The organism is Parashewanella sp. 2210YD4-3 (assembly GCF_056591735.1).
Genome location: NZ_JBWQOG010000008.1, coordinates 1 through 21037, shown reverse-complemented (window position 1 = coordinate 21037; position 21037 = coordinate 1). Strand labels below are relative to the sequence as shown.

At 40.1% G+C, this 21037-nt stretch carries 18 protein-coding genes and 1 tRNA gene; 5 read left to right on the top strand and 14 right to left on the bottom strand.

Going from position 1 to position 21037, the window contains the following annotated elements; all coding sequences use genetic code 11:
* Positions 1-3: 3 nt before the first annotated feature.
* From bioC to bioB, 3 genes are read right to left on the bottom strand one after another with little or no spacing between them, the layout of a single operon-like run.
* Positions 4-777: a malonyl-ACP O-methyltransferase BioC gene (gene bioC, locus AC1EU0_RS12780; protein WP_480302854.1), complete on the bottom strand. Its 774-nt coding sequence runs from the start codon at positions 775-777 to the stop codon at positions 4-6.
* On the bottom strand, positions 767-1996 hold the full coding sequence (locus AC1EU0_RS12775; protein ID WP_480302853.1) for an aminotransferase class I/II-fold pyridoxal phosphate-dependent enzyme: 1230 nt from the start codon (positions 1994-1996) through the stop codon (positions 767-769). Before AC1EU0_RS12775 ends, bioC begins: the two co-directional genes overlap by 11 nt.
* Before the next feature lie 14 nt (positions 1997-2010).
* Positions 2011-3063 carry a biotin synthase BioB gene (gene bioB / locus AC1EU0_RS12770; protein ID WP_480302852.1) on the bottom strand — a complete coding sequence of 351 codons (1053 nt, stop codon included), beginning with the start codon at positions 3061-3063 and terminating at the stop codon, positions 2011-2013.
* Between the two features lie 98 nt (positions 3064-3161).
* Here bioB and bioA point away from each other — a divergent pair, with 98 nt between their 5' ends.
* Positions 3162-4487, top strand: a complete 1326-nt coding sequence (gene bioA / locus AC1EU0_RS12765) for an adenosylmethionine--8-amino-7-oxononanoate transaminase (protein ID WP_480302851.1) — start codon at positions 3162-3164, stop codon at positions 4485-4487.
* A 7-nt stretch (positions 4488-4494) separates the two neighbouring features.
* Here the strand turns inward: bioA and AC1EU0_RS12760 are convergent, their stop codons facing one another.
* Positions 4495-5253 (bottom strand): NAD-dependent deacylase, encoded by a 759-nt coding sequence (locus AC1EU0_RS12760; RefSeq protein ID WP_480302850.1) that lies wholly within the window; start codon positions 5251-5253, stop codon positions 4495-4497.
* A gap of 237 nt (positions 5254-5490) precedes the next feature.
* Between AC1EU0_RS12760 and fur the strand changes: the two genes are divergently transcribed.
* Positions 5491-5916 carry a ferric iron uptake transcriptional regulator gene (fur, locus tag AC1EU0_RS12755; protein ID WP_480302849.1) on the top strand — a complete coding sequence of 142 codons (426 nt, stop codon included), beginning with the start codon at positions 5491-5493 and terminating at the stop codon, positions 5914-5916.
* 179 nt (positions 5917-6095) lie between these two features.
* Positions 6096-7817, top strand: a complete 1722-nt coding sequence (locus tag AC1EU0_RS12750) for a hypothetical protein (protein WP_480302848.1) — start codon at positions 6096-6098, stop codon at positions 7815-7817.
* A 40-nt stretch (positions 7818-7857) separates the two neighbouring features.
* Here AC1EU0_RS12750 and AC1EU0_RS12745 read toward each other — a convergent pair whose 3' ends face one another.
* The 3 genes from AC1EU0_RS12745 to AC1EU0_RS12735 all read right to left on the bottom strand — a co-directional run bounded on the left by AC1EU0_RS12745 (position 7858) and on the right by AC1EU0_RS12735 (position 12638).
* Complete coding sequence (locus AC1EU0_RS12745; protein ID WP_480302847.1) at positions 7858-8772, bottom strand: AEC family transporter; 915 nt, start codon at positions 8770-8772, stop codon at positions 7858-7860.
* A gap of 105 nt (positions 8773-8877) precedes the next feature.
* Entirely contained in the window at positions 8878-9891 is a 1014-nt protein-coding gene (gene sohB / locus AC1EU0_RS12740) for a protease SohB (protein WP_480302846.1), read from the bottom strand.
* A gap of 86 nt (positions 9892-9977) precedes the next feature.
* Positions 9978-12638 carry a VolA/Pla-1 family phospholipase gene (locus tag AC1EU0_RS12735; RefSeq protein WP_480302845.1) on the bottom strand — a complete coding sequence of 887 codons (2661 nt, stop codon included), beginning with the start codon at positions 12636-12638 and terminating at the stop codon, positions 9978-9980.
* A 259-nt stretch (positions 12639-12897) separates the two neighbouring features.
* On the opposite strand from AC1EU0_RS12735, the gene AC1EU0_RS12730 reads away from it, so the two are divergent.
* Positions 12898-13635, top strand: coding sequence for a YciK family oxidoreductase (locus AC1EU0_RS12730; RefSeq protein WP_480302844.1), 738 nt, complete (start codon positions 12898-12900; stop codon positions 13633-13635).
* A 92-nt stretch (positions 13636-13727) separates the two neighbouring features.
* On the opposite strand, the gene rluB is transcribed toward AC1EU0_RS12730, so the two are convergent.
* From rluB to AC1EU0_RS12715, 3 genes are read right to left on the bottom strand one after another with little or no spacing between them, the layout of a single operon-like run.
* Positions 13728-14606, bottom strand: coding sequence for a 23S rRNA pseudouridine(2605) synthase RluB (rluB, locus tag AC1EU0_RS12725; protein ID WP_480302843.1), 879 nt, complete (start codon positions 14604-14606; stop codon positions 13728-13730).
* Positions 14599-15192: an SMC-Scp complex subunit ScpB gene (gene scpB, locus AC1EU0_RS12720; protein ID WP_480302842.1), complete on the bottom strand. Its 594-nt coding sequence runs from the start codon at positions 15190-15192 to the stop codon at positions 14599-14601. The genes rluB and scpB overlap by 8 nt, the downstream gene beginning before the upstream one ends.
* 13 nt (positions 15193-15205) lie before the next feature.
* Complete coding sequence (locus AC1EU0_RS12715) at positions 15206-15994, bottom strand: segregation and condensation protein A (RefSeq protein ID WP_480302841.1); 789 nt, start codon at positions 15992-15994, stop codon at positions 15206-15208.
* 295 nt (positions 15995-16289) lie between these two features.
* On the opposite strand from AC1EU0_RS12715, the gene AC1EU0_RS12710 reads away from it, so the two are divergent.
* Positions 16290-16826 carry a hypothetical protein gene (locus AC1EU0_RS12710; RefSeq protein WP_480302840.1) on the top strand — a complete coding sequence of 179 codons (537 nt, stop codon included), beginning with the start codon at positions 16290-16292 and terminating at the stop codon, positions 16824-16826.
* A gap of 87 nt (positions 16827-16913) precedes the next feature.
* Here AC1EU0_RS12710 and AC1EU0_RS12705 read toward each other — a convergent pair whose 3' ends face one another.
* The 4 genes from AC1EU0_RS12705 to AC1EU0_RS12690 all read right to left on the bottom strand — a co-directional run bounded on the left by AC1EU0_RS12705 (position 16914) and on the right by AC1EU0_RS12690 (position 20910).
* Positions 16914-17534, bottom strand: coding sequence for an L-threonylcarbamoyladenylate synthase (locus AC1EU0_RS12705; protein ID WP_480302839.1), 621 nt, complete (start codon positions 17532-17534; stop codon positions 16914-16916).
* Positions 17531-18394 (bottom strand): RNase RNM, encoded by an 864-nt coding sequence (gene rnm, locus AC1EU0_RS12700; protein ID WP_480302997.1) that lies wholly within the window; start codon positions 18392-18394, stop codon positions 17531-17533. Before rnm ends, AC1EU0_RS12705 begins: the two co-directional genes overlap by 4 nt.
* A gap of 53 nt (positions 18395-18447) precedes the next feature.
* On the bottom strand, positions 18448-20127 hold the full coding sequence (locus AC1EU0_RS12695) for a hypothetical protein (RefSeq protein WP_480302838.1): 1680 nt from the start codon (positions 20125-20127) through the stop codon (positions 18448-18450).
* A 706-nt stretch (positions 20128-20833) separates the two neighbouring features.
* Positions 20834-20910, bottom strand: a tRNA-Asp gene (locus tag AC1EU0_RS12690).
* Between the last annotated feature and the right edge of the window lie 127 nt (positions 20911-21037).

Here is a 21037-nt window from a genome sequence, read left to right as displayed (position 1 = left end):
GTATTACCTCCTCTTTGCACGAATTTGAACAATGTTGTAAGTCAAAGGTAAACCTTGTGGCTTTCGTTGTGATTCAGCTTGTTCGACGAGCTTCATCCAATCTTTTCTACCGCGCAAAGCTAGGGAACTATTCAATCGATTACTGGGTACAGATGCCCCAACCCCTTTGATGGAATACAGTAAAGCTTTGAAAGAATCGAAATGACAGACCTTTTGATATTCAATTACCTCAATATCTTGCCATTCATCATCTTTAAAAGCTGATTCGTATTCACTCTTACCAAGAAAGTCATTCGCTCTTAATCCAAGCTGAGTCAATTCATTTAAGCTACCATTGGCAACCATGCTGATGTGTAACTCACCCTTTGATTTGATAACTCTGGCCGCTTCTGTAATGGCTTGCCTAAAATCATGACACCATTGTAAAGCAACGTTTGAGACTAAAAAATCAATCGAGTTCTTTTGAAACGGTAAGCTGTGCGCATCACCTTGAATGGCATGATATTGAGGATAAATCTGCTTTAAGGTCGTCAGCATAGTGTGTGCGATATCAACACAAAAGACTTGAGCATCTTTATTCTGATAGTCAGTACCCGGTCCAGCTCCTAAGTCTAAAACAGTACCTTTCAACTCAATTTGAGAGAGTAATTGATCACTGCTGAATCGTTGTAAAACGTTATGCTGGTGGTAGCTTTTCGCTGCTTTTGAAAAAGCAGATTGTACGTTGTTGAGTTCAACAAAAGCACTTGGCTCGGTGATCCAACGCTCAGCTAGCATAATCACTTCCTTCTGCTAACCCATTTCCTTTTGCTAACATTTGCTCACCGCAATGAATAGCTGCTTGTTTTAATTGTTTATAATTCTTGGATAATGCTTCGACGCAAGTATCAATGTCTGAGCTTGAGTGTTGAGCCGTAATTGTCACTCTCAGCCTATCGGTACCAACTGGTACTGTCGGTGAACGTATAGCGCCTACCCATAGCCCATCTTGCTTCATTAAATTTGCCAGTTGTAATGTTTGCTCGGGTTCACCAATTTCAATGCCTTGAATTGGTGTATCTGAATTTAAAATTGGCAATTCCAGCTGTTCGGCTCTTTGACGAAAGTAATCAATATTTTCAAACAATGCGGTTTGGCGTTGAGACTCTGTAATAGCAAGTTGAATAGATTTAAGAGCTACAGCTGCACTGGCTGGGGATAATGCCGTCGAGTAAATATAATCTCGACAATGATTACTTAGGTGATCAATTAACTGTTGGCTACCTAATATGGCTGCACCTTGGCAGCCTAAGGCTTTGCCAAAAGTAACAACTTGAATATCAATATTCACCTTTTTAGCTGCACAACCTAAGGTTTGTCCCAATACGCCAAAACCATGAGCATCATCGACAATTAGAGGGACGCTATACTGCTGACAAAGATCGGATAATTCTTGCAAAGGTGCACAATCACCATCCATGCTAAACACGCTTTCAGTGACTAAAGCCGTAACGTCATTGCTTGCCAATAAATATTCAGCATCGGTTACAGAGTTATGCGCAAATCGTTTTAGCTTTGAGCCAGAGTGTTTTAAGCCATCAATCATAGACGCGTGGATAAGTTTATCAGCCACCACAACATCTGATTTATCAAACAACGCTGACATCAGGCCATGATTAGCACTGAAACCAGAAGTAAAAATCATCGCGGCCTGATGGCCTGTTAACTCACAGAGATATTGCTCTAAGTTTTGATGAGCCTGACTGTACCCTGTCACCAATGGCGAAGAACCACTGCCAACACCGTATTTTTTCGCTGCTTGTTGCTGCGCTTCTATGAGTTCTGCTGATTGGCTTAACCCAAGGTAATCATTGCTGCTAAAGTTGATGTACTCTTTACCATCAATACGGATATGTGATCCATAAACCGCATCAACCAACTGCCGCTGACGCAGTAAGTTGGCTTGCTTTCTCTGATCTAAACTAGCAGTAAGTTTGGCATTGAGCTTTGAAGACATTGGCTTTGTCTCAATTACAAAGCCGCAGCATCGAAAAATTGCATTTCAGCTTTATCTCTTTTAGCAACCGCTTTTTCAAGCATGCTTGAGTCATCTTCCAATTTTGCCGCCGCACCTTGTTCAGGTTTTAGGCCTAAACGACGGAATAAAGTCATATCATGGTTTTCTTCAGGGTTTGGCGTAGTCAGAAGCTTACAGCCGTAGAAAATAGAATTAGCGCCCGCAAAGAAACACATGGCTTGCAGTTCGTCCGTCATGTTTTCACGACCCGCGGATAAACGAACACGAGACAATGGCATCAAAATTCGAGCCACTGCGATAGTACGTACAAACTCCAATGGATCAAGATCATCCATCTCAGCAAATGGCGTACCTGAAACTTTAACCAGCATATTGATGGGTACAGATTCAGGGTGTTTGTCTAAGTTCGCAAGTTGTTGCAGCAAACCTGCTCTGTCTTTGGCTTTTTCGCCCATACCGACAATGCCGCCTGAGCAAACTTTCATGCCAGCTGATCTCACATTATCAAGGGTATCTAAACGATTTTGATAAGTACGAGTGGTGATCACATCACCATAATATTCAGGGGACGTGTCAAGGTTATGATTATAGTAATCTAGGCCAGCATCAGCTAATTCACTAGCTTGATCTGGTGACAACATACCTAAAGTCATACAGGTTTCCATCCCCATATTTTTCACTTCTTTAACCATTTGAGTCAAATAAGGCATGTCGCGCTCTCGAGGGTTACGCCAAGCGGCGCCCATACAAAAACGAGTGGCACCAGCTGCTTTTGCACTCTTAGCTTCGGTAAGCACCGTTTCCATCGCCATTAAGCGCTCTTTTTCTAGGCCAGTATCATAACGAGCACTTTGTGGGCAATATTTGCAGTCTTCAGGGCAAGCGCCTGTTTTGATCGACAACAAACGACTGATCTGAATTTCGTTTGGATCAAAAGTCTGACGGTGAATTGAATGAGCTTTAAAAAGCAAATCATTCATAGGCAATTGAAATAGCGCTTCAATTTCTTCCTTTTTCCAATCGTTGCGACATTCTAACTGCGACATAGCAAGCCCTTTTATTTCGTTGAGTTCTCCGCTAGGATAGCGTTCACCTTTATCCTGTCAACGCCAACCAGTGGCAACGATTTACTATTGGTTAATTTATGAGCAAAATTGATTATCTTTTCGATCAGCAACACATCTGGCATCCATACACTTCTATGAAGCACCCTTTTCCTGTAACTGGTGTTCAATCAGCCCAAGAATGTGAGTTGATACTAGATAATGGTCAGCGGTTAATTGACGGGACAAGCTCATGGTGGTCATGTGTTCATGGTTATGGTAACGAGCATCTTATATCAACCATGAAGCAGCAACTTGAAACCTTACCTCATGTTATGTTTGGCGGGATCACTCACGAACCTGCAGTTAATTTAGCTAAGCAATTAGTCGAAATGACCTGCAAGCCTTTAACGAAAGTATTTTTTGCCGATTCAGGTTCCATTGCTGTTGAAGTTTCATTGAAAATGGCAATTCAATACTGGCAAGGTAAAGGCAAACCACTCAAACAAAAAATTGCCACAATCAAACATGGCTACCACGGTGATACTTTTGCCGCGATGAGTGTATGTGACCCTGACAATGGCATGCATACAATGTTTGATGCGATTCTTCCTAAGCAGGTATTCACACCATCACCTACGAGTTGCTTTGATGATAATAGCAATGTGGATTCAGATCTTGCTAAGCTGAGAAACTCCTTTGAGCAGCACCATCAAAGCTTAGCTGCAATGATTCTTGAGCCTATCCATCAAGCAGCTGGAGGAATGTACTTTTATCACCCTGATTATTTAACAGGTGTGAGAGAACTTTGTGACGAATTTGAAATTTTGCTGATCATAGATGAAATCGCAACGGGTTTTGGCCGAACGGGTAAACTGTTCGCCTATGAACATGCCGGTATTTCACCTGACCTATTTTGTGTAGGTAAAGCCTTAACGGGTGGCTATATTAGCCTAGCTGTCACAATGTGTACTGATGAAGTTGCAGCTGGGATCAGTGACTCACCTGCTGGTGTGTTTATGCATGGCCCAACCTTTATGGCTAATCCATTAGCTTGTGCGGCTGCCAATGCAAGTTTGGAGCTGATCAATAATAATGATTGGCAATATCAAGTGGCTTCAATTGAAATTCAACTGAAAGAAGAATTGGTAGAGGCAAAGCAATTTTCAGCAGTAAAAGATGTCAGAGTGTTAGGGGCGACAGGTGTGATTGAAATCAATCGCTCTCTTTCAGCAGCAGAACTGCAACCACACTTTATTGAACTTGGCGTATGGATAAGAGTGTTCGGAAATGTCATTTATATCATGCCGCCATACATCATTTCGAAATCACAACTTAATAAGCTTACGGCTGCAATGAAGAAGGTAGCCAAAATGTTGAGCGAAGAAAACATCACTTCGACTCAACACTTTTTAAGTCACGGATAATACCAATCTACACTGAGATATAAGCTTCTTCACGAGAAGACTCAACAGGTTCCCCCGCTAAAATGGCATCTACAACCTCCGGAACTTGTTGAGTTGCACATCCCCGCCTAAACACATCAAAGGGTGAGCTGTAACTTGGGTCGAGATTGATATCGACTGTCTTTGCACCAAAAGCTTTTGCCAATTTCATAAAGCCCGCCGCAGGATAAACGGTTCCAGATGTGCCAATTGAGATAAACAAATCACACTCAGTTAGCGCGCGCTCAATCTGCCCCATTCCAATCGGCATTTCTCCAAACCACACAATATTAGGGCGAAGTCTTTGTGGCTTTTCACAGCACTGACATAAATTATCAGCAGAAAAAGGTCGGGTCATCACAAATGGCTGCATAGTGACGGGACAACAAGCTTTTCTGAGTTCGCCATGCATGTGTAAAATTTGATTGGAGCCAGCTCTCTCATGAAGATCATCGACATTTTGAGTGACTAAGAACAGCCTTCCCTGATGTTTTTGTTCTAGCTTGGCTAAAGCGAAATGCGCACTGTTAGGCGCAACGTTAGGAGCGTCTAACTGATCACGTCGAGCATTGTAAAATGATTCAACTAATTCAGGATCTCTTTGATAACCCTCTGGTGAAGCAATATCTTCAACGGGATATTTATCCCATAATCCACCTTGGTCTCGAAAAGTGCTTAATCCAGATGCAGCAGATATCCCTGCGCCAGTGAGTACGACAATGTTTGCATTACTGAAATCGGTTTTCATTATTATTGACCTCCTTGAATAATAATGTCCTTATTTTTTATAAGTATTAATCCTTAATACCCATATTTTCTTAAAGGCTATACTGTTGAAAATAAATCCAAACTATCATTAAAAACTAGAAAAACAAACTAAATTAACCTGTATAGGAATACAAAGGTTTAAGTTTTTATTTTTGTCTTTATAATAAATCTCATACCCACGGATGAACCGTACGGTTCTGCAATCAAGAGATTAACGATGACAGATGGAAATCAAGCCCTAAAAAAAGCTGGACTAAAAGTTACTCTGCCAAGAGTTAAAATATTAGAGTTGATGCAAGAACCTGAAAATCAACACATTAGTGCTGAAGACTTATATAAACGGTTACTTGAAATTGGTGAAGAAATTGGACTGGCGACAGTTTATCGTGTACTTAACCAATTTGATGACGCAGGCATTGTGACTCGCCATCATTTTGAAAGCGGTAAGTCAGTATTTGAATTGTCAACTCAGCATCACCATGACCACCTTGTTTGCTTATCATGTGGTAAGGTTTTTGAATTTAACGATGATCTGATTGAGCAACGTCAACTTGAGATTGCTGAAAAATATAATATTAAGCTGACGAACCACAGCTTATACCTATATGGTCACTGTACTAACGACGAGTGCAACCACGGTTAATCACTTTATCTTTTTAGTTCAAGATACATACAATTAGAGCCAGCATAACTGTTGGTTTTAATTGTTACCTACCATCAACTTTCTCTTTCTTTTTAGCTACCTAAATAAACCTTAACGCAACAATAGTAAGCCTTTTTGATAATATACATTGCATTCGAACAATCTTAACTTGCGGGCTTATGTATAGACTCACGGTCTTAAATCCAATTGCCAAAGCAATAGATCATTTGCGCGAATCTATAAGAATCAAGAGTACATTTCATAGAGGAGATAGCTATGATTTAACCCCTATTCTCTCACCAAGTGACCCTATTGAACAATTCCACTCGACTAGCTCTTCGATACCAAATTCTCGAAGCAGTTGTTCTGATAATTCGAAAACTAAAACTCCTTCTTATACCGTTTCCTCGACAACGGAAACTTCACAGACTATAGCAACAAAAGAATCAACGGCTTCCGTTAAAGCTAGACAACTAATATTGCAGACTGCGATACAGATTATGGGAGAGTCTAATCCTGCACTATGGCAACCAAGAGAATTTATAACAAAAATAGTGTTAAGGCATGAAGATGATTTATTCCTGAAGTTTGGTGATTTATGTGTACAAAAACTGCAAGCAGGCTCTCCTTTGCCTATGATTGGTATTGAACATACAGCAACCCAGATTTCGCAAGAAGTTGATGAATACTTGCAAGTCGACTCTCTTCAAGTTGATGACAGAATTGGATTGCAAATCTTTCGTTCATTTTTGCTTAAGCTCAGAAAAAATAATTTTCCATATTTGGCTTCAACAAAGCTATGCCTGATGTTCCCTCTTCTTCAGCATCTCTTTTTTTCACGCTATGCCCATACGCAGCGCAATTGGAATGAATCATTTCGTATGCTGGCATCTCATAAACAACTCGATACATCATTGTCAATCAAGGAACTACTAGAAATACCTACACTTGATACATTAGTTGAGTCTGAAAAAATATCAGTCGCTAGATTAAAAATTATTAGCTTGGTGACAAGCATTCCACTCACCAATAAATTGAAAGATTTTGGCATTTTAGCCATACATAATGATTTAATTAAACATCAAGATTCTAAAATATATTTTTATACTTTTAGTGAATTTTCTGTTCCAGACATTACTCACTTTTCTTTCACACCGTTGGTACCAATGTCTTTAGTAAAGACCCCATCATCCTTCATTCATAGTAACCATTTCCCTTGTAGCTATTCCCCTTATCACGATGGGCTTCATGAATTAGCCGTTCAATCACATATTCCAGATCCAGAAAGTTTTCACATCATGGGGAAGTATTATTTATTAGTAGAACCTAAGTTATCCCCAGAGCTATTAGCAGTGAATGAATTACTTCTTTTATATTGGTTTCATGAAGCGCTGCGAGGTAAGAAATTATCAACTTATCGAATTTCAGATTTTGAATCACCTGCGGATTATTTCATTAGCTTAGATGAGTTATTTGATTCAGTTATAGAAACATGGGATGACATTCCACAACAAAAAAAGCTTATGATGACCGATAGTTTAATAAAAGGGATCATCTTTTTTGCCTTTGTTTATCAATTCGACCATGAGGATTTGGAGTCTGTCACTGATATTAGTGTTCATATTGAGAGTATGCTGTCCAAAGTTAAATTAGAGGCAAATAAACTCAGAAAAAATCCAGAGTCACTTGATTTACATTCCGATAGTCAGCTTCGATGTCAAACTATGTCTTTTTCTGCAGGTGAAAGCTTTCTCACGGACACACAACATACTCGTCGTATTGTTTTTCAATCATATGTAGAGCACGCAGCAGAAACAGCATGCACTACATGCTGGGAGGAACTTTCCATCCAAGAGAAGCTAAAACTAACATACTTTTTTATAGGCTGTACTGATCACTGAGCCATTTAACGGCAACGCTTGAACTTCAATAATTTGAATTTTATATTAAAACCGCCAACCAAAAGCTAAAACTAAACATTGATAACAAAGTTGAAATGAATACAGAACCCGCGATTTCGGCTTCTAATATTTTTGAATTATGAGCTAATAAATAAGCATTAACTCCAACAGGCGAACCGGCTAGAATAACCAAAATTAGCTTGTGCTCATTACCTAAAGGCCACACATGAGTAGCTGCTAAGTAAACAATCGCTGGCAACGCAAACAACTTAAAAAGCGATTGCACAATAGATGTGTTGAAATTGCACTTTTCCTGCAATAAGCAAAGATTAGCCCCTAAAACGAACAAGCCACCAGCAATGGCTGAGTTTGATATTAACTCTAACGATGTTCCAACAACATTAGGCAGAGGGATCTGCAGCACACTGAAAGTAGCACCCAAACTGATACTCAACACAACAGGATTGCAGAACACCGCCTTAGTAATTTTAGCAAGGGTTGATAACAGAGTATCTCCCCTATCTGCGACGAAGAAGTAAGTTACGGTGAATGAATATAAACTGTGAAAGAGTATCACCACAAAAACTTCTGCAGCCCACTCTTTTCCCAGCACAATTAAAATGACTGGTAGGCCCACCAGCAGCACATTTGAATAATTTGCGCCTAAAGCGGAAACCGCACTTTCAGCTTTGGTACGCTTAATGTAACGACAAACAATAAAATACAAACTAAAAGACAAGGTCATCGAAGCATAAAAAGCCAACAGCACATTGGAATTGGCAATATGCAATACATCGGCTGTAGCCATATGGCTAAACAGCAAAGCCGGTATACAGATATAAAAAATCAAGCGAGTGATTGCCTTGATGCCTGCTTCATCAAAGAACTTCAGTTTGGTGGTAACGTACCCCAAGCTAATAACAATAAGTAATGGGAGTATTGTCGAAAATAGCATGCAACACCATTAGCTATAAAAATAAAAGGTTGCGACTAAAAAGAAGCAACCGAGTTCATCGAATAAGTATAGCCACCTTTCTATTGGAAGGTGTTATAGAAAAAATCACAAAGGACGATTCTTTTCAGCTAAACGATTTACGATAGAATTAACTGTCATCGAAGCGCCGTGAGCAAATTTATCAGCCAGTTTTTTCTTGATTTGATATTGAACTTTGTAAACAGTTCTTTCTTGGGCTTTTTTCATGATCAAATCATCACTGGTGCGAATTTCATCAATTAATCCCAGCTCAATGGCTTGCTTACCAAACCAATGTTCGCCTGTCGCTACTTTACCCAATTCGAGCTCTGGTCGATATTGAGCGACGAACTCTTTGAATAATTCGTGAGTTTCTTCAATTTCTTTTTGGAACTTTTCACGACCTTCTTCGGTATTCTCACCAAATACAGTTAAAGTTCGTTTGAAATCACCTGCTGTATGTTGCTCATAATCAATATCATGCTTTTTCAGCAAACGGTTAAAGTTAGGGAGCTGAGCCACCACACCAATAGAACCAACTATCGCGAAAGGTGCTGCGTAAATTTTGTTAGCAACACAAGCCATCATATAGCCGCCACTGGCTGCAACTTTGTCTACGCATACTGTTAGAGGAATTTCAGCTTGGCGAATTCTATCTAGCTGGCTGGAAGCTAAGCCATAACCATGGACCATGCCACCGCCACTTTCGACATTAACAATGACTTCATCTTCTTTGGTTGCAATGGCAAGTACCGCACTCACCTCTTTTCTTAGAGACTCCACTTCATGGGCATCAATACTGCCTTTAAAGTCGATAACAAAGCTTTTAGGCTTTGCTTCACCCCCTTGTTTTGACTTTGCTTTTTCTTGTTTTTTAAGCTCTTTTTCATAAGCTTTGCAAGCCTTTTTATCAAGGAGCTCTTCTTTTAAGCCGTGCACAAGCTCTTCTAACTTAGCAGTAACATTGGTGATTTTAAGTTCGCCTTTTTCACTTTTATGGCGAGTCGATGAAGCAACGATAACTAAAATAACTGCAACAATTGCCACCACTAAAGTCACAGCCTTAGCGAAAAATAATCCGTATTCGTATAGAAATTCCAAAGATAGCTCCAAGAGTCAAAAATTTAATTTCGATTGTAACAAAAAAAGCCCAGCATCTGCTGGGCTCTTGATAATTTATTTAACGCTTATTCACAAGGCTTAATCACATCATCGTTACTGTTAATGACAATCTGTGGTTTACCTGCATGAGCACTTTTAGCGAAGCTAATTACTTGAGTTTGCATCTCTACCGCAACAGGGAAGAAATCAAGATTAGGCTGAGTTGAGTTAAATGGGCTTGATGGATTAACTAACGTGCTGTGAGCGCCTTTAACAAAGCGCACCACTCCACTACCATCGACTCTAACAGGTTTGTCAGCATCATCTGTCGCTTTCTTGCTTACACACTTTAAACCAATCGCGCTGATCAATGGCTCTGTTCCAGCTAATGGGAAACCTTTTAAGGCTACAGTTTCCCCCTCTTTGACAGGTAAGCCATTAAAGCGATTTGGTAACACTTGATCTGAAGGGTTGTCATTGCCATTACCCACAATTTCAATTAAATGAGTTGGGAAACTCTTCAGAGCCGCGCCATAGTTAATAGGGTCTATCGAATCAATGATGGTTTGTACGGCAAAACCAAATTGTGGAATGAAGCCAGCATAAACTTGACGTTGAAGTGCTTCATAAGCCTTAGGGGCATCCTCTTTAGAGATGTTCTTAGCTTTAGCAGCATCACTCACTAATTTAGAGAATTGAGGATTAGACTGAAGCGCTTGATACAAAACTGGTCCAAAAGAGTTTGAACCAGCAAAACTTGCTGCTAAACCGCCACTTGGAGCCACCAAAGACACACCACTTGTAGCATATGGGTTCGTATCAAGCTTTTTACCAGTTGCAGGGTTAACGATACCAGAATTAGCATACACACTGAAATCTGCGGCTATCATGGCTCCTAAACTCAAGCCTTGAGCTGTTACACCATCTATATCAAGCTTAACACCTTGTAATTGCTTTGAAATGACAGGCAATGCTAAGCGTAATGCTAATTCATCCATGATACCTTGACGGAAGTTATCACGAATGGTTAATGGGCTACCAATATTAACAAAAGTAGTTGCAGAGCCATTAAAATCTTCAAAGGTATCAGGTAATAACCTTTTAACGCTATCTTTGTCAGTTGCACTTACTGTATAAGGGCCTGAGTCACCTTCACGATAAGAGCGGCCACCATGCAATGGTAAGTCAATCGCTATTGTAGCAACCCCTTGTGAAGCATAAGTACCAGAGTACACCAATGCCATCTCTTTAACTGCTGAGATACCATGCAACGCAATCGTTACAGGGAACCCATTTTCAGGCATCTTAACAGCATCGCTTTGTTTCGGAATCGTGATTTGTACATCTACTGTTTCATATTCCAAATTACCGTCTTTATCTTTGCGAATCGCAGGTAATGGGTTGAACTTAGTGAGCATTTGTACAGAATCAACTGGCTTACCGTCGTCAAGCTTAAAGCTTCTACCAACAAGAAGAGATGGGTTAGTTTGAACTTGAGCAACTTGTTCAGGTTTCAGGCCTTGCTTAACAGCTTGTGCTGCAAAATTATTTCGAGAAAGCGTACCAGCCTTTAATGCTGATAAAACAGCTAGCGGGCTATCACCTGCAGCTTTCCAGAAACCTGTTGGGTTTTTAGCCGCATCAAGTTCTTTACACTGTACAGATGAACACTCACTGTACATTGGAAGGCGTAATTTAGCTGTATAAACTAAGGCATTATCCAAAATGTCTTTCTCAGCTGGAATCGTTACTTGCAGCTTATCTGCAGCTGTAGTTGGCGTATTGTCATCATTCATGACTTGTTTAACGCTACCAGGCACAATAGTTGGAGCATAAGGATACTTTTTACTTAAACCACTAAGGAAAGCAGCATCTGGGGTATTACCGGCCTTTTGGTAAGCTGTTAATTCTTGAATGTAACCTTGAAAATCAGCCGCCATCTTAGCTTTAGCTGTTTCAAACACGTTAGCGATAGATTGAGTTGTGTATAAGCCAGAGTAAATGATGGTATTAGGATTAATTTCCTTTGATACACCTTTCTCATAGCTGTTAACAGCAGCCTGTAAAGCTCGTTGCTGATCTGTACCTAGTGGATCGGTTGCAACATCCAGCTTCAGGGCATTATATGTAGATGAAGGGCCTATTGAACGCCCTTTTGTATCCTGAACTTTATCCGTTACAACATATAGATACGACTGATTTGCTTTAAGTGGTTTTAGTGGAACTACAGAAATTTGGTTGCCTGACACAACAGTAGTAAAGTCTTTGTTGTACTCCAGTTCAGCACCCACCTTACACGCAGAAAGAGATGGCTTTGCTTTACAACTAGCATCTGAAGACAATACGCCACCAACGGTTGCTTCAAACACTCTGACAGCACCAGCTTGTTTTACTGAAGCTTCTGCAATACCTAAGTCAACCGCATCGCCTTTTTTATTCTTCGTTGGAAGATTGACTTTAATATTAATAGGTTGTGTGGTTGACCAACCATCTAGTGCACCTAATGCTACTTGTGGATTGGTATATTTTCCTGGAGCCTCTCCCGGCATGTTTAAAGTGCCATCAGTGCTACCATTAAACAATAAGTCATTAGGAAGTGGAACAGAAGAGCTTGCAGGATTAAATACTACTGTGGCTTGTGGTATAAGTGGAGTAGGATTCTGTGCAATATCGTCAATACTTCCCTCACCACACGCAGTAAGGCCTAATGCTGACGCTATTACTGTGCCAAGTAATAGTTTTTTCATCTTTTTTCCTCAAAAATTAAGAGAACGAATTTTGTTTTTCCCAAAAAAAAGTCACAATAGTAACATCGTGATTTAAGCGGGCATTTTTTTGTTCTTTAGTGGTTCAAGTTAACCCAAAATTAATAGCTTAGCCATAATTTTGTCAATTTGGCCGAATCTAATTACGTTCAAAAAACAGGACACCCGTTTAAAACACAACTAGACTCTTCCGTCAAACGTTTAACAGGCGGGCATTCTTTATAATTGGAGGCAGTATTAAATGTTAGAATACCAAGCAGAACAAAATTCACTTTCAGGGAAAGTAATTCTGGTTACAGGCGCAGGATCTGGCATCGGCAGAGCAGCGGCGATAAAGTATGCCCAGTATGGTGCGACCGTAATTTTATTGGGTAGAACAGTAAAAAAACTTGAAGAAGTATATGATGAAATTGAACAAGCAGGCTACCCACAACCAGCAATCATTCCGCTAGATTTAAAAGGTGCAACTGAACAAAATTATAAAGACATGGCGGATACCATTGAAGAGCAATTCGGAAAGCTAGACGGATTACTTCACAACGCCAGTATCGTTGGCGCCTTAGGTCCTTTTGAGCACATAGATATCCCAACAGCAGAAGATATTTTCAAAATCAATGTGACTTCTCAAATCATGGTAACAAAATCCTTGTTACCTGTTATGCGTAAATCAGACTCTGCTTCTATTGTATTCACTTCAAGTGGAGTTGGTCGTAAAGGCCGTGCATATTGGGGGCCTTATGCTATTTCTAAATTTGCGACAGAGGGGATGATGCAGGTATTAGCAGATGAATGTGAAAACTCTGTTGTACGTGTAAACTCAATTAACCCTGGCGCAACTCGAACAGAAATGAGAGCCAAAGCTTATCCAGGTGAAGATCCGCTCACTCTTAAAACACCAGAAGAAATTATGCCGACGTATTTATACTTAATGGCAGACGATTCGAAAGAGATCAACGGTCAAGAATTAAACGCTCAGTAGTCTTTTTAGACAATAAAAAAGGAGCCATTTAGCTCCTTTTTTATTAAATATGTTTAATTTTCCGTTAATGTAAAATCAATTTTGACCGGAATTTAACTACGTTGTCTTGACGGTTTTTTTCTAGCATTTGAAACAGTACTGTGTTTTCTTACCGCTCGACGAATTTTAGCACTTTTTACTTTTTTAGCTCTATCCGTACTGTGCTTATCAGTACCTAAAAAAGTTCGGTTTTCTGGTTCTAACCCAGCTAGTTGCCTTAAATAATTCACTTGTTCAAGCGGTAACTCTACCCATCCGCCACGCGGTAAACTTTTAGGTAGCTCTATCATACCATAGCGCACTCGTATCAAACGACTAACCTGAACTTCTTGTGACTCCCATAAACGTCTTACCTCTCGGTTACGACCTTCTTTAAGGGTTACATGCCACCATTGGTTAATCCCTTCACCACCAGCAGCTTTCACTTTATCAAAATGTGCTGGGCCATCTTCTAGCATTACGCCCATACGAAGGCGCTGCACATTAGCATCGGTCACTTCACCAAAGGTTCTCACTGCGTATTCACGCTCAATTTCGTGAGATGGATGCATCAAGCGATTTGCCAGTTCTCCATCAGATGTAAACAGTAACAAACCTGAAGTGTTTATATCCAAACGACCAACCGCGACCCAACGACCATCTCGCACTCTTGGTAATCGTTCAAAAACCGTTGTACGCCCTTCAGGATCTTTACGGCTACAAATTTCACCTTCTGGTTTATGGTACGCCAGAACACGACAAATCACTTCTTCTGATGATTTAACCGAAACGACACGACCATCAATTCTTACTTTGGCATCAGATTCTACTCTATCGCCGATAGTCGCAATTTCTCCGTCAATACTAACTCGACCTGCAGCAATCCATGCCTCCATCTCACGACGGGAGCCATGGCCTGCACGGGCCAAGACTTTCTGCAATTTTTCACTCATTAGTTGACTCTTCTATTGTTTCAGGCACATTTACTTTTGAATTAAATAATGCCTGTAATGATTCTGGATCGGATAACTGTGGTAATTCAGTCAGGCTGTTAAGCCCAAAATAGGATAGAAACTCAGTTGTAGTTGCATACAGTGCTGGACGCCCTGGCACCTCTCTGTGTCCTATCGTTTTTACCCACTTTCTATCCATTAGTGTTTTCATTATATGGCTATTGACTGCAACGCCCCTAACCTTTTCTATGTCACCACGGGTGACAGGTTGTTGGTAAGCAATAACCGCGATTGTTTCCATTGTTGCTTTGGAATATTTCGGTGACTTCTGTTCCAAAACCGTTTGTAACAAAGGACTAAGGAATTCTGCCGTTTGAAACCTAAAACCACCCGCTACTTTAACAAGCTGTACGCCACGCTCTTGGTACTCTTGCTGCAATTCATCAACAGCGGTTTTAATCCTATCTCGTGACACTATAAAGTCAGCTAATACGCTGTCTTTCAATTGAGTCACTGTTTGAGGTTTTGAACTCACAAAAAGGCTGGCTTCAATAAGTTGTTTGAGTTGTATCTCATTGATCTTCATTTATTGTTCTCACCTAGTAAGCTTTGACATAAATGGTGGATAGCGGCTCTGTTTGAACCAGCTCGACTAACAACTCTTTTACTAGCTCCATAATGGCTAGGAAACTAACAACAACTCCTGCACGTCCCTCTTCAACATCAAACAACTCTTGGAACTGGGTATAACGCTCTGTACTCAGCTTACTCAGAATTTCAACCATGCGTTCCCGAGTAGATAATACTTCTTTTTGCACATGATGATGTCCATTGGCTTCGATACGCTTTAAAACATCAGCAAAAGCTCTGGCAAGCTCAGTTAGCGATATCTCCGGTGGAACCTGTTTGACTTCAACATCATTGGCAGGCTCAATACTCGAAATAAAAACATCTCGCTCTAGCCTAGGTAAGTCATCAATCTCACTAGATGCTTGCTTAATAGCCTCATAAGCTTTTAACTGACGGATAAGCGCAGCCCTTGGATCTTCGTCGTCATCGTCATCAAGCTCAGGTTTAGGTAAAAGCAATCTAGACTTTATCTCAGCGAGTGTAGCTGCCATTACCAAATAGTCAGCGGCTAATTCTATGCGAGCATCTGTGAGTAACTCTATATACTCAAGATATTGAGAGGTGATCTCATTTATTGGCAGATCAACAATATCAAGTTTTTGTTTTCGAATTAAATACAAAAGTAGATCTAAAGGCCCTTCAAAAGCTTCTAAAAATACCTCAAGAGCTTCGGGAGGAATAAATAAATCGGCTGGTATTTCATCAAAATTTTCACCTCGAACGATAGCCAAGGGCAAACTCTGTTGAGATACCTGCATTTGTTTTCCTCAATTAGCCAGTCCACTTAAGAGTATAACTACATCCATATAGGCTTTGATTATATCTATATAGAGCTAGGTTATCTATCGGAAAATACTTAGATGTGTAGTTATCTCATGATTGAGTTTATTGCAATATGCTAAAACAAACCTCAAGATAGAAAGCACTCCTTAAAAGATTTATCTTAACTAGCACTGAACAACCAATGAAATAGATTATTTAATTCTTTGCACATATTGAATAATGAGACGAGTCGTGCTTCTCAACTCCTTGTGCAAGAAGCAGTATTCAACCATGTATCAAACAAGAGGTACAAAGCGAAACAATACGATATTGCTACTTATTGCACTGAAAGATCAAAGCAATGCGACTGTCTTTCAATACATCAATACGGGGGTAAATATTATGATAAAGAAGTTAATTCCGAGTGTTCTTTTAATTGTACTCAGCCCTTTTTGTCAAGCTGCAGCAACCAGCTCTCAAGAGATTGCGACACCATCTAACAACTTTGTAAACTTCAAATCTGCAAGAGCGTTTTGTAAGTATGCTAAGCAACATAAAGGTACTTTCGTATCCTGCATACCTATATCAAATCCAAATAAAACAGCTGATTTAGAAGTAAAAATCGATGGTAAAAAAGCGACCCCAGATATAATTGTGTCGCATCAAGGTCTCTATGTTTTTTATACATTCGATAAGGACACTATCATTAATATTTCTGTGACCAATTTAGAAACCAGCAAGACTATTTATGACGGAACAGCAGAAGACAAACTTGGATTGAAATGTGGTTACACTAAGTGTGCACCTTGGATTAAAGGCAAAGGTTAAAATTACATAAGAGGCTGTGCTGTTGAGGTTTGCTTATGGATAGCATTAACTACACTCACTAAACATTGTGAGTGTAGTATCTTAGTACTATTCAAAAATACTTGAATCCCCTGCACCCTGCCGAACTACTTCATAATTATCCTCTGACATATCAACAACTGTAGTCGGGTTTTCAGCCAAATATCCACCATGAATAATACAATCAACCTGATGTTCCAGCATATCTCTTATATTTTCTGGGTCTGATTCGGTATAGTCTTCATTCGGCATAACTAAGCTAGTCGACATTAGCGGTGCATCGAGTGCTTCCAATAAAGCTAATGCTATTACATTTTGTGGTACACGAAGTCCAATAGTCTTCTTTTTCGCCGATTGCAGACGTCTTGGCACTTCTTTGGTCGCTTTAAAAATAAAGGTATAAGGCCCTGGCGTACAAGACTTTATCAAACGGTATGCTTGATTACCGACCCTTGCATAAGTAGCAAGCTCTGACAAATCACGAACCATTAATGAAAAATGATGATCGTGCTCAATTTGGCGAATTCGAGTGATGCGGCTCATGGCATCTTTATTACCTATCATGCAACCTAAGGCATACCCCGAATCAGTTGGGTAAGCAATCACCCCACCTTGTTGGACAATATGCACCGCTTGACTAATTAAACGAGGCTGGGGGTTTTCATCGTGTATATAAAAAAATTGACTCATGCTATGTTGTTCTTCCACTTTTCCGATTCCCAAATCCAATTGACACCCTTGGGCTTATACATGTTTTTTCCAAGATCTAACCAGCCACCGGGGAAATGAAAATCACTACCAAGAGAGCCCATCAATTCATTTTGATGACTCAACGCAATTAAATTGGCTCTATCGTTTAAAGACTGTTGGCCTAATACCACTTCAATAGCATCACCACCAGCTTCTTTAAATTCTCTAACTAAACGCCGTAACCATTTCGCAGAAAATTTATAACCACTTGGGTGTGCCAACACAGCTTGCCCACCCGCTAGATGAATTATTGATATCGCTTTTTCGATACTCTGCCAATTATTAGGGACATAACCAGTTTTCCCTTTTGACATATACTTTTTAAAGACACTGCCCACACATTTTGCATAGCCATTATCCGCAAGCCATCTCGCATAATGCCCACGGCTTAATGCTGCATCTCCAGCATATGACTTGGCACCATCATAAGCCCCAATGACACCGGCTTTTTCAAGTCTACGACCTATTTCTGCAGCGCGCTCATTTCTCAATTCTCGCTGTATATTTAAGAAATTATCGAGTTCAAGACATGTTGGTTCGATATTCAACCCGACAATATGAATGTCATGGTTCTCCCAATTAGCTGATATTTCCACACCATTTATTAATTTAATGGGTAAATTATGTGCAGCAATATATTCATGAGCCACAGGCAAGCCAGCGACAGTATCATGGTCTGTAATCGCAATGATATTAACTTGATTCGCAACTGCTCTTGAAATGAGTTCAGGCGGAGTTAGTTGTCCGTCAGAAGCTGTTGAATGGCAATGTAAATCAATCAGGGAGTCTTGTATTTCCATACGACCATTGTACTGGAAGTGCGATACTAAAAGATACCGCAAATACATAACCTCTATGATTTCATTTCCATGACTATCTTAGTGCCAGCATCTAGGATTTGAAAACAAGGCATATCTGATAAATAGCTATTATTTACAGAGTTACGGCTGGAGTAACGATCATTACGATATGATACCCACCCCCAATGTTTAGGCCTCACATCGGTAACAGGTTCTTTAACCGATTTAAAATTTCCAGCTTTAAGTGTTCGTTCAATGTCGACAATAAACGTGCAAAGCATAGAAAAATCTGTTTTCCAAGATTCTTTTGCAGCACGTAAACTGATATACAGAGTCATTTGGCCTGATTGATTTAATCTATCCTCAGGTTTCCCTTTTTCAATGACACTCACCTTCCATGATCGGATAGCAATCTCACTTGAAAACAGCAGCGATGAGAGATGCGATATAGCAGTGTTCAGTTCCTCGGGGGCAACACTAATTCTAATTTTATCGCCAATGCTTAACCTAGCGTCACGTGGTTCATCGGCAATCCGTAAGTTTTTACAATAAATAAAATTACCAGTATGAGGAGTACCTGAGATAACCCAACCATTGAACTCTCTATCTGACTGCTGTTTGAGCATAAAATTATAATCGAAGACAACGCCAGAGTTCTTTAGAGGAAGATAATGAATAAATGGCACAATATCAGCTTTCTGTTGCTTCAAATCAGCCTGAGCGCGACATAGTGAGGGAGTCAAACGCTTTAAGTGATCGGCACAATAATTCAAAGAAAGAGAAGACAAGCAATACCTAAAATGAATGTTTGCTGGGTTAAAAAACAAAAAACCTGATGCATTAAAAGGTTTGATAGCAGAAATAACCGTATCTAAAAATTCAGACGCTACATTCCTCCCCTCCTCGTTCGGTACCATCGCGACAAATGGTAATTTTTCATTTTGAATTCCACGAATGGCCGAAGACGGTCTGATACCTCTAGCTCGTAGAACCTCAATAATTTGACACAAAAAACAGACAATATTATTAAATGTGTACCAACTAATCTTTGAACTTCTCTTATCAAGCATTATGAAAAAATTAATGTAATGTGTAGTTGAAAACCTAGGAAGCTCAGCTAACTCCCATTTTGTAAATGGAGTGTGCTTTGAAAATAAAAGCGGTGTAAGAATACTTACTAACTCGAAGTAAGAATCGACCGGAATATCTACTCTGATTTGACAACACGAAAAAACTCGATTGATCGCTCTATCATGATAGAAACTGATTTTATTTTTCTGAACCATGCTGTGCCATTTCTGTTGGCATAGCTTAGGTTGTACATCAAACGAGTTGATACTTACAGAAGGAGCAAGCTTGAATCTCCTTAACTGAAATTTTGTTGGATATTTTTTCAAATCAAGGAAAAAGCAACCCTTTAACCCCATCTGCTCAAATTGTGGGAAAACAGTAGGAGTCTGCACCGGCTCTGTACTGATTTCAGCCTGGAGTTTTTGTTGTTTCACCTCTAAATATATGTAAGACCCAATTTGTTTAGCTGAACATTGAGTATCTTCCCGAATACAAGGAAAAAAATTGACTAAATATTGGCGTATTGCTAATTCTGAACATTCTGAATGTTTTTTAGCAAATATATTTTTGAACCAATTATTATCTGGCGCTGGAGAAATAGTAATTGGTTCACAATCCTTCAATCTTACTAAATAGCAATAATCCCACCATCCATTACTCAATGTAACCTTGAGTAATGAATACCCACTAATGACTTCAGGTGAATTAAGTGGTAATTGACAGTGAGACTTTACCAGCAATGTGATTACAACAAAAAAATGAGAGTTGATATATTTTCTTTCTAGAATCAAGAAGCCGCAAATAAATAATTTTTAATGCGTGGTTTATCGCTACTAAAGTTTTTCTTATAAGCACAAAAAAGCCCGTCATTTCTGACGAGGCTTCGTTGTGTTGGCAGAGCGGACTTGCTCTTTTGAAGAGACGAACCCGCGAGCTCCGGCGTGACAGGCCGCTTGCTCTAATAAAGAGTCTAACCAACTGAACTACCGCTCCATGCTTTTCTTTCAAACACAAAAAAGCCCCGTCATTTCTGACGAGGCTTCGTTGTGTTGGCGGAGCGGACTTGCTCTTTTGAAGAGACGAACCCGCGACCCCCGGCGTGACAGGCCGCTTGCTCTAATAAAGAGTCTAATCAACTGAACTATCGCTCCAATGTTTTTCTTACAAGCACAAAAAAGCCCCGTCATTTCTGACGAGGCTTCGTTGTGTTGGCGGAGCGGACTAGCCCTTTGTAAAGAGACGAACCCGCGCCCCCCTACGTGACAGGCCGCTTGCTCGAATAAAGAGTCTAACCAACTGAACTACCGCTCCATGCTTTTCTTTCAAACACAAAAAAGCCCCGTCATTTCTGACGAGGCTTCGTTGTGTTGGCGGAGCGGACGGGACTCGAACCCGCGACCCCCGGCGTGACAGGCCGGTATTCTAACCAACTGAACTACCGCTCCAAACTCTCATCTACTTTCGTAGATTTATCGGTTGTGGAAGGAAGTTTTGAATTGAGAAGCGCAGTGTACGCTAGTACATGAGCATCGCAAATATCAAAAGTTGCAATCACAACTAGATAAATTTGGC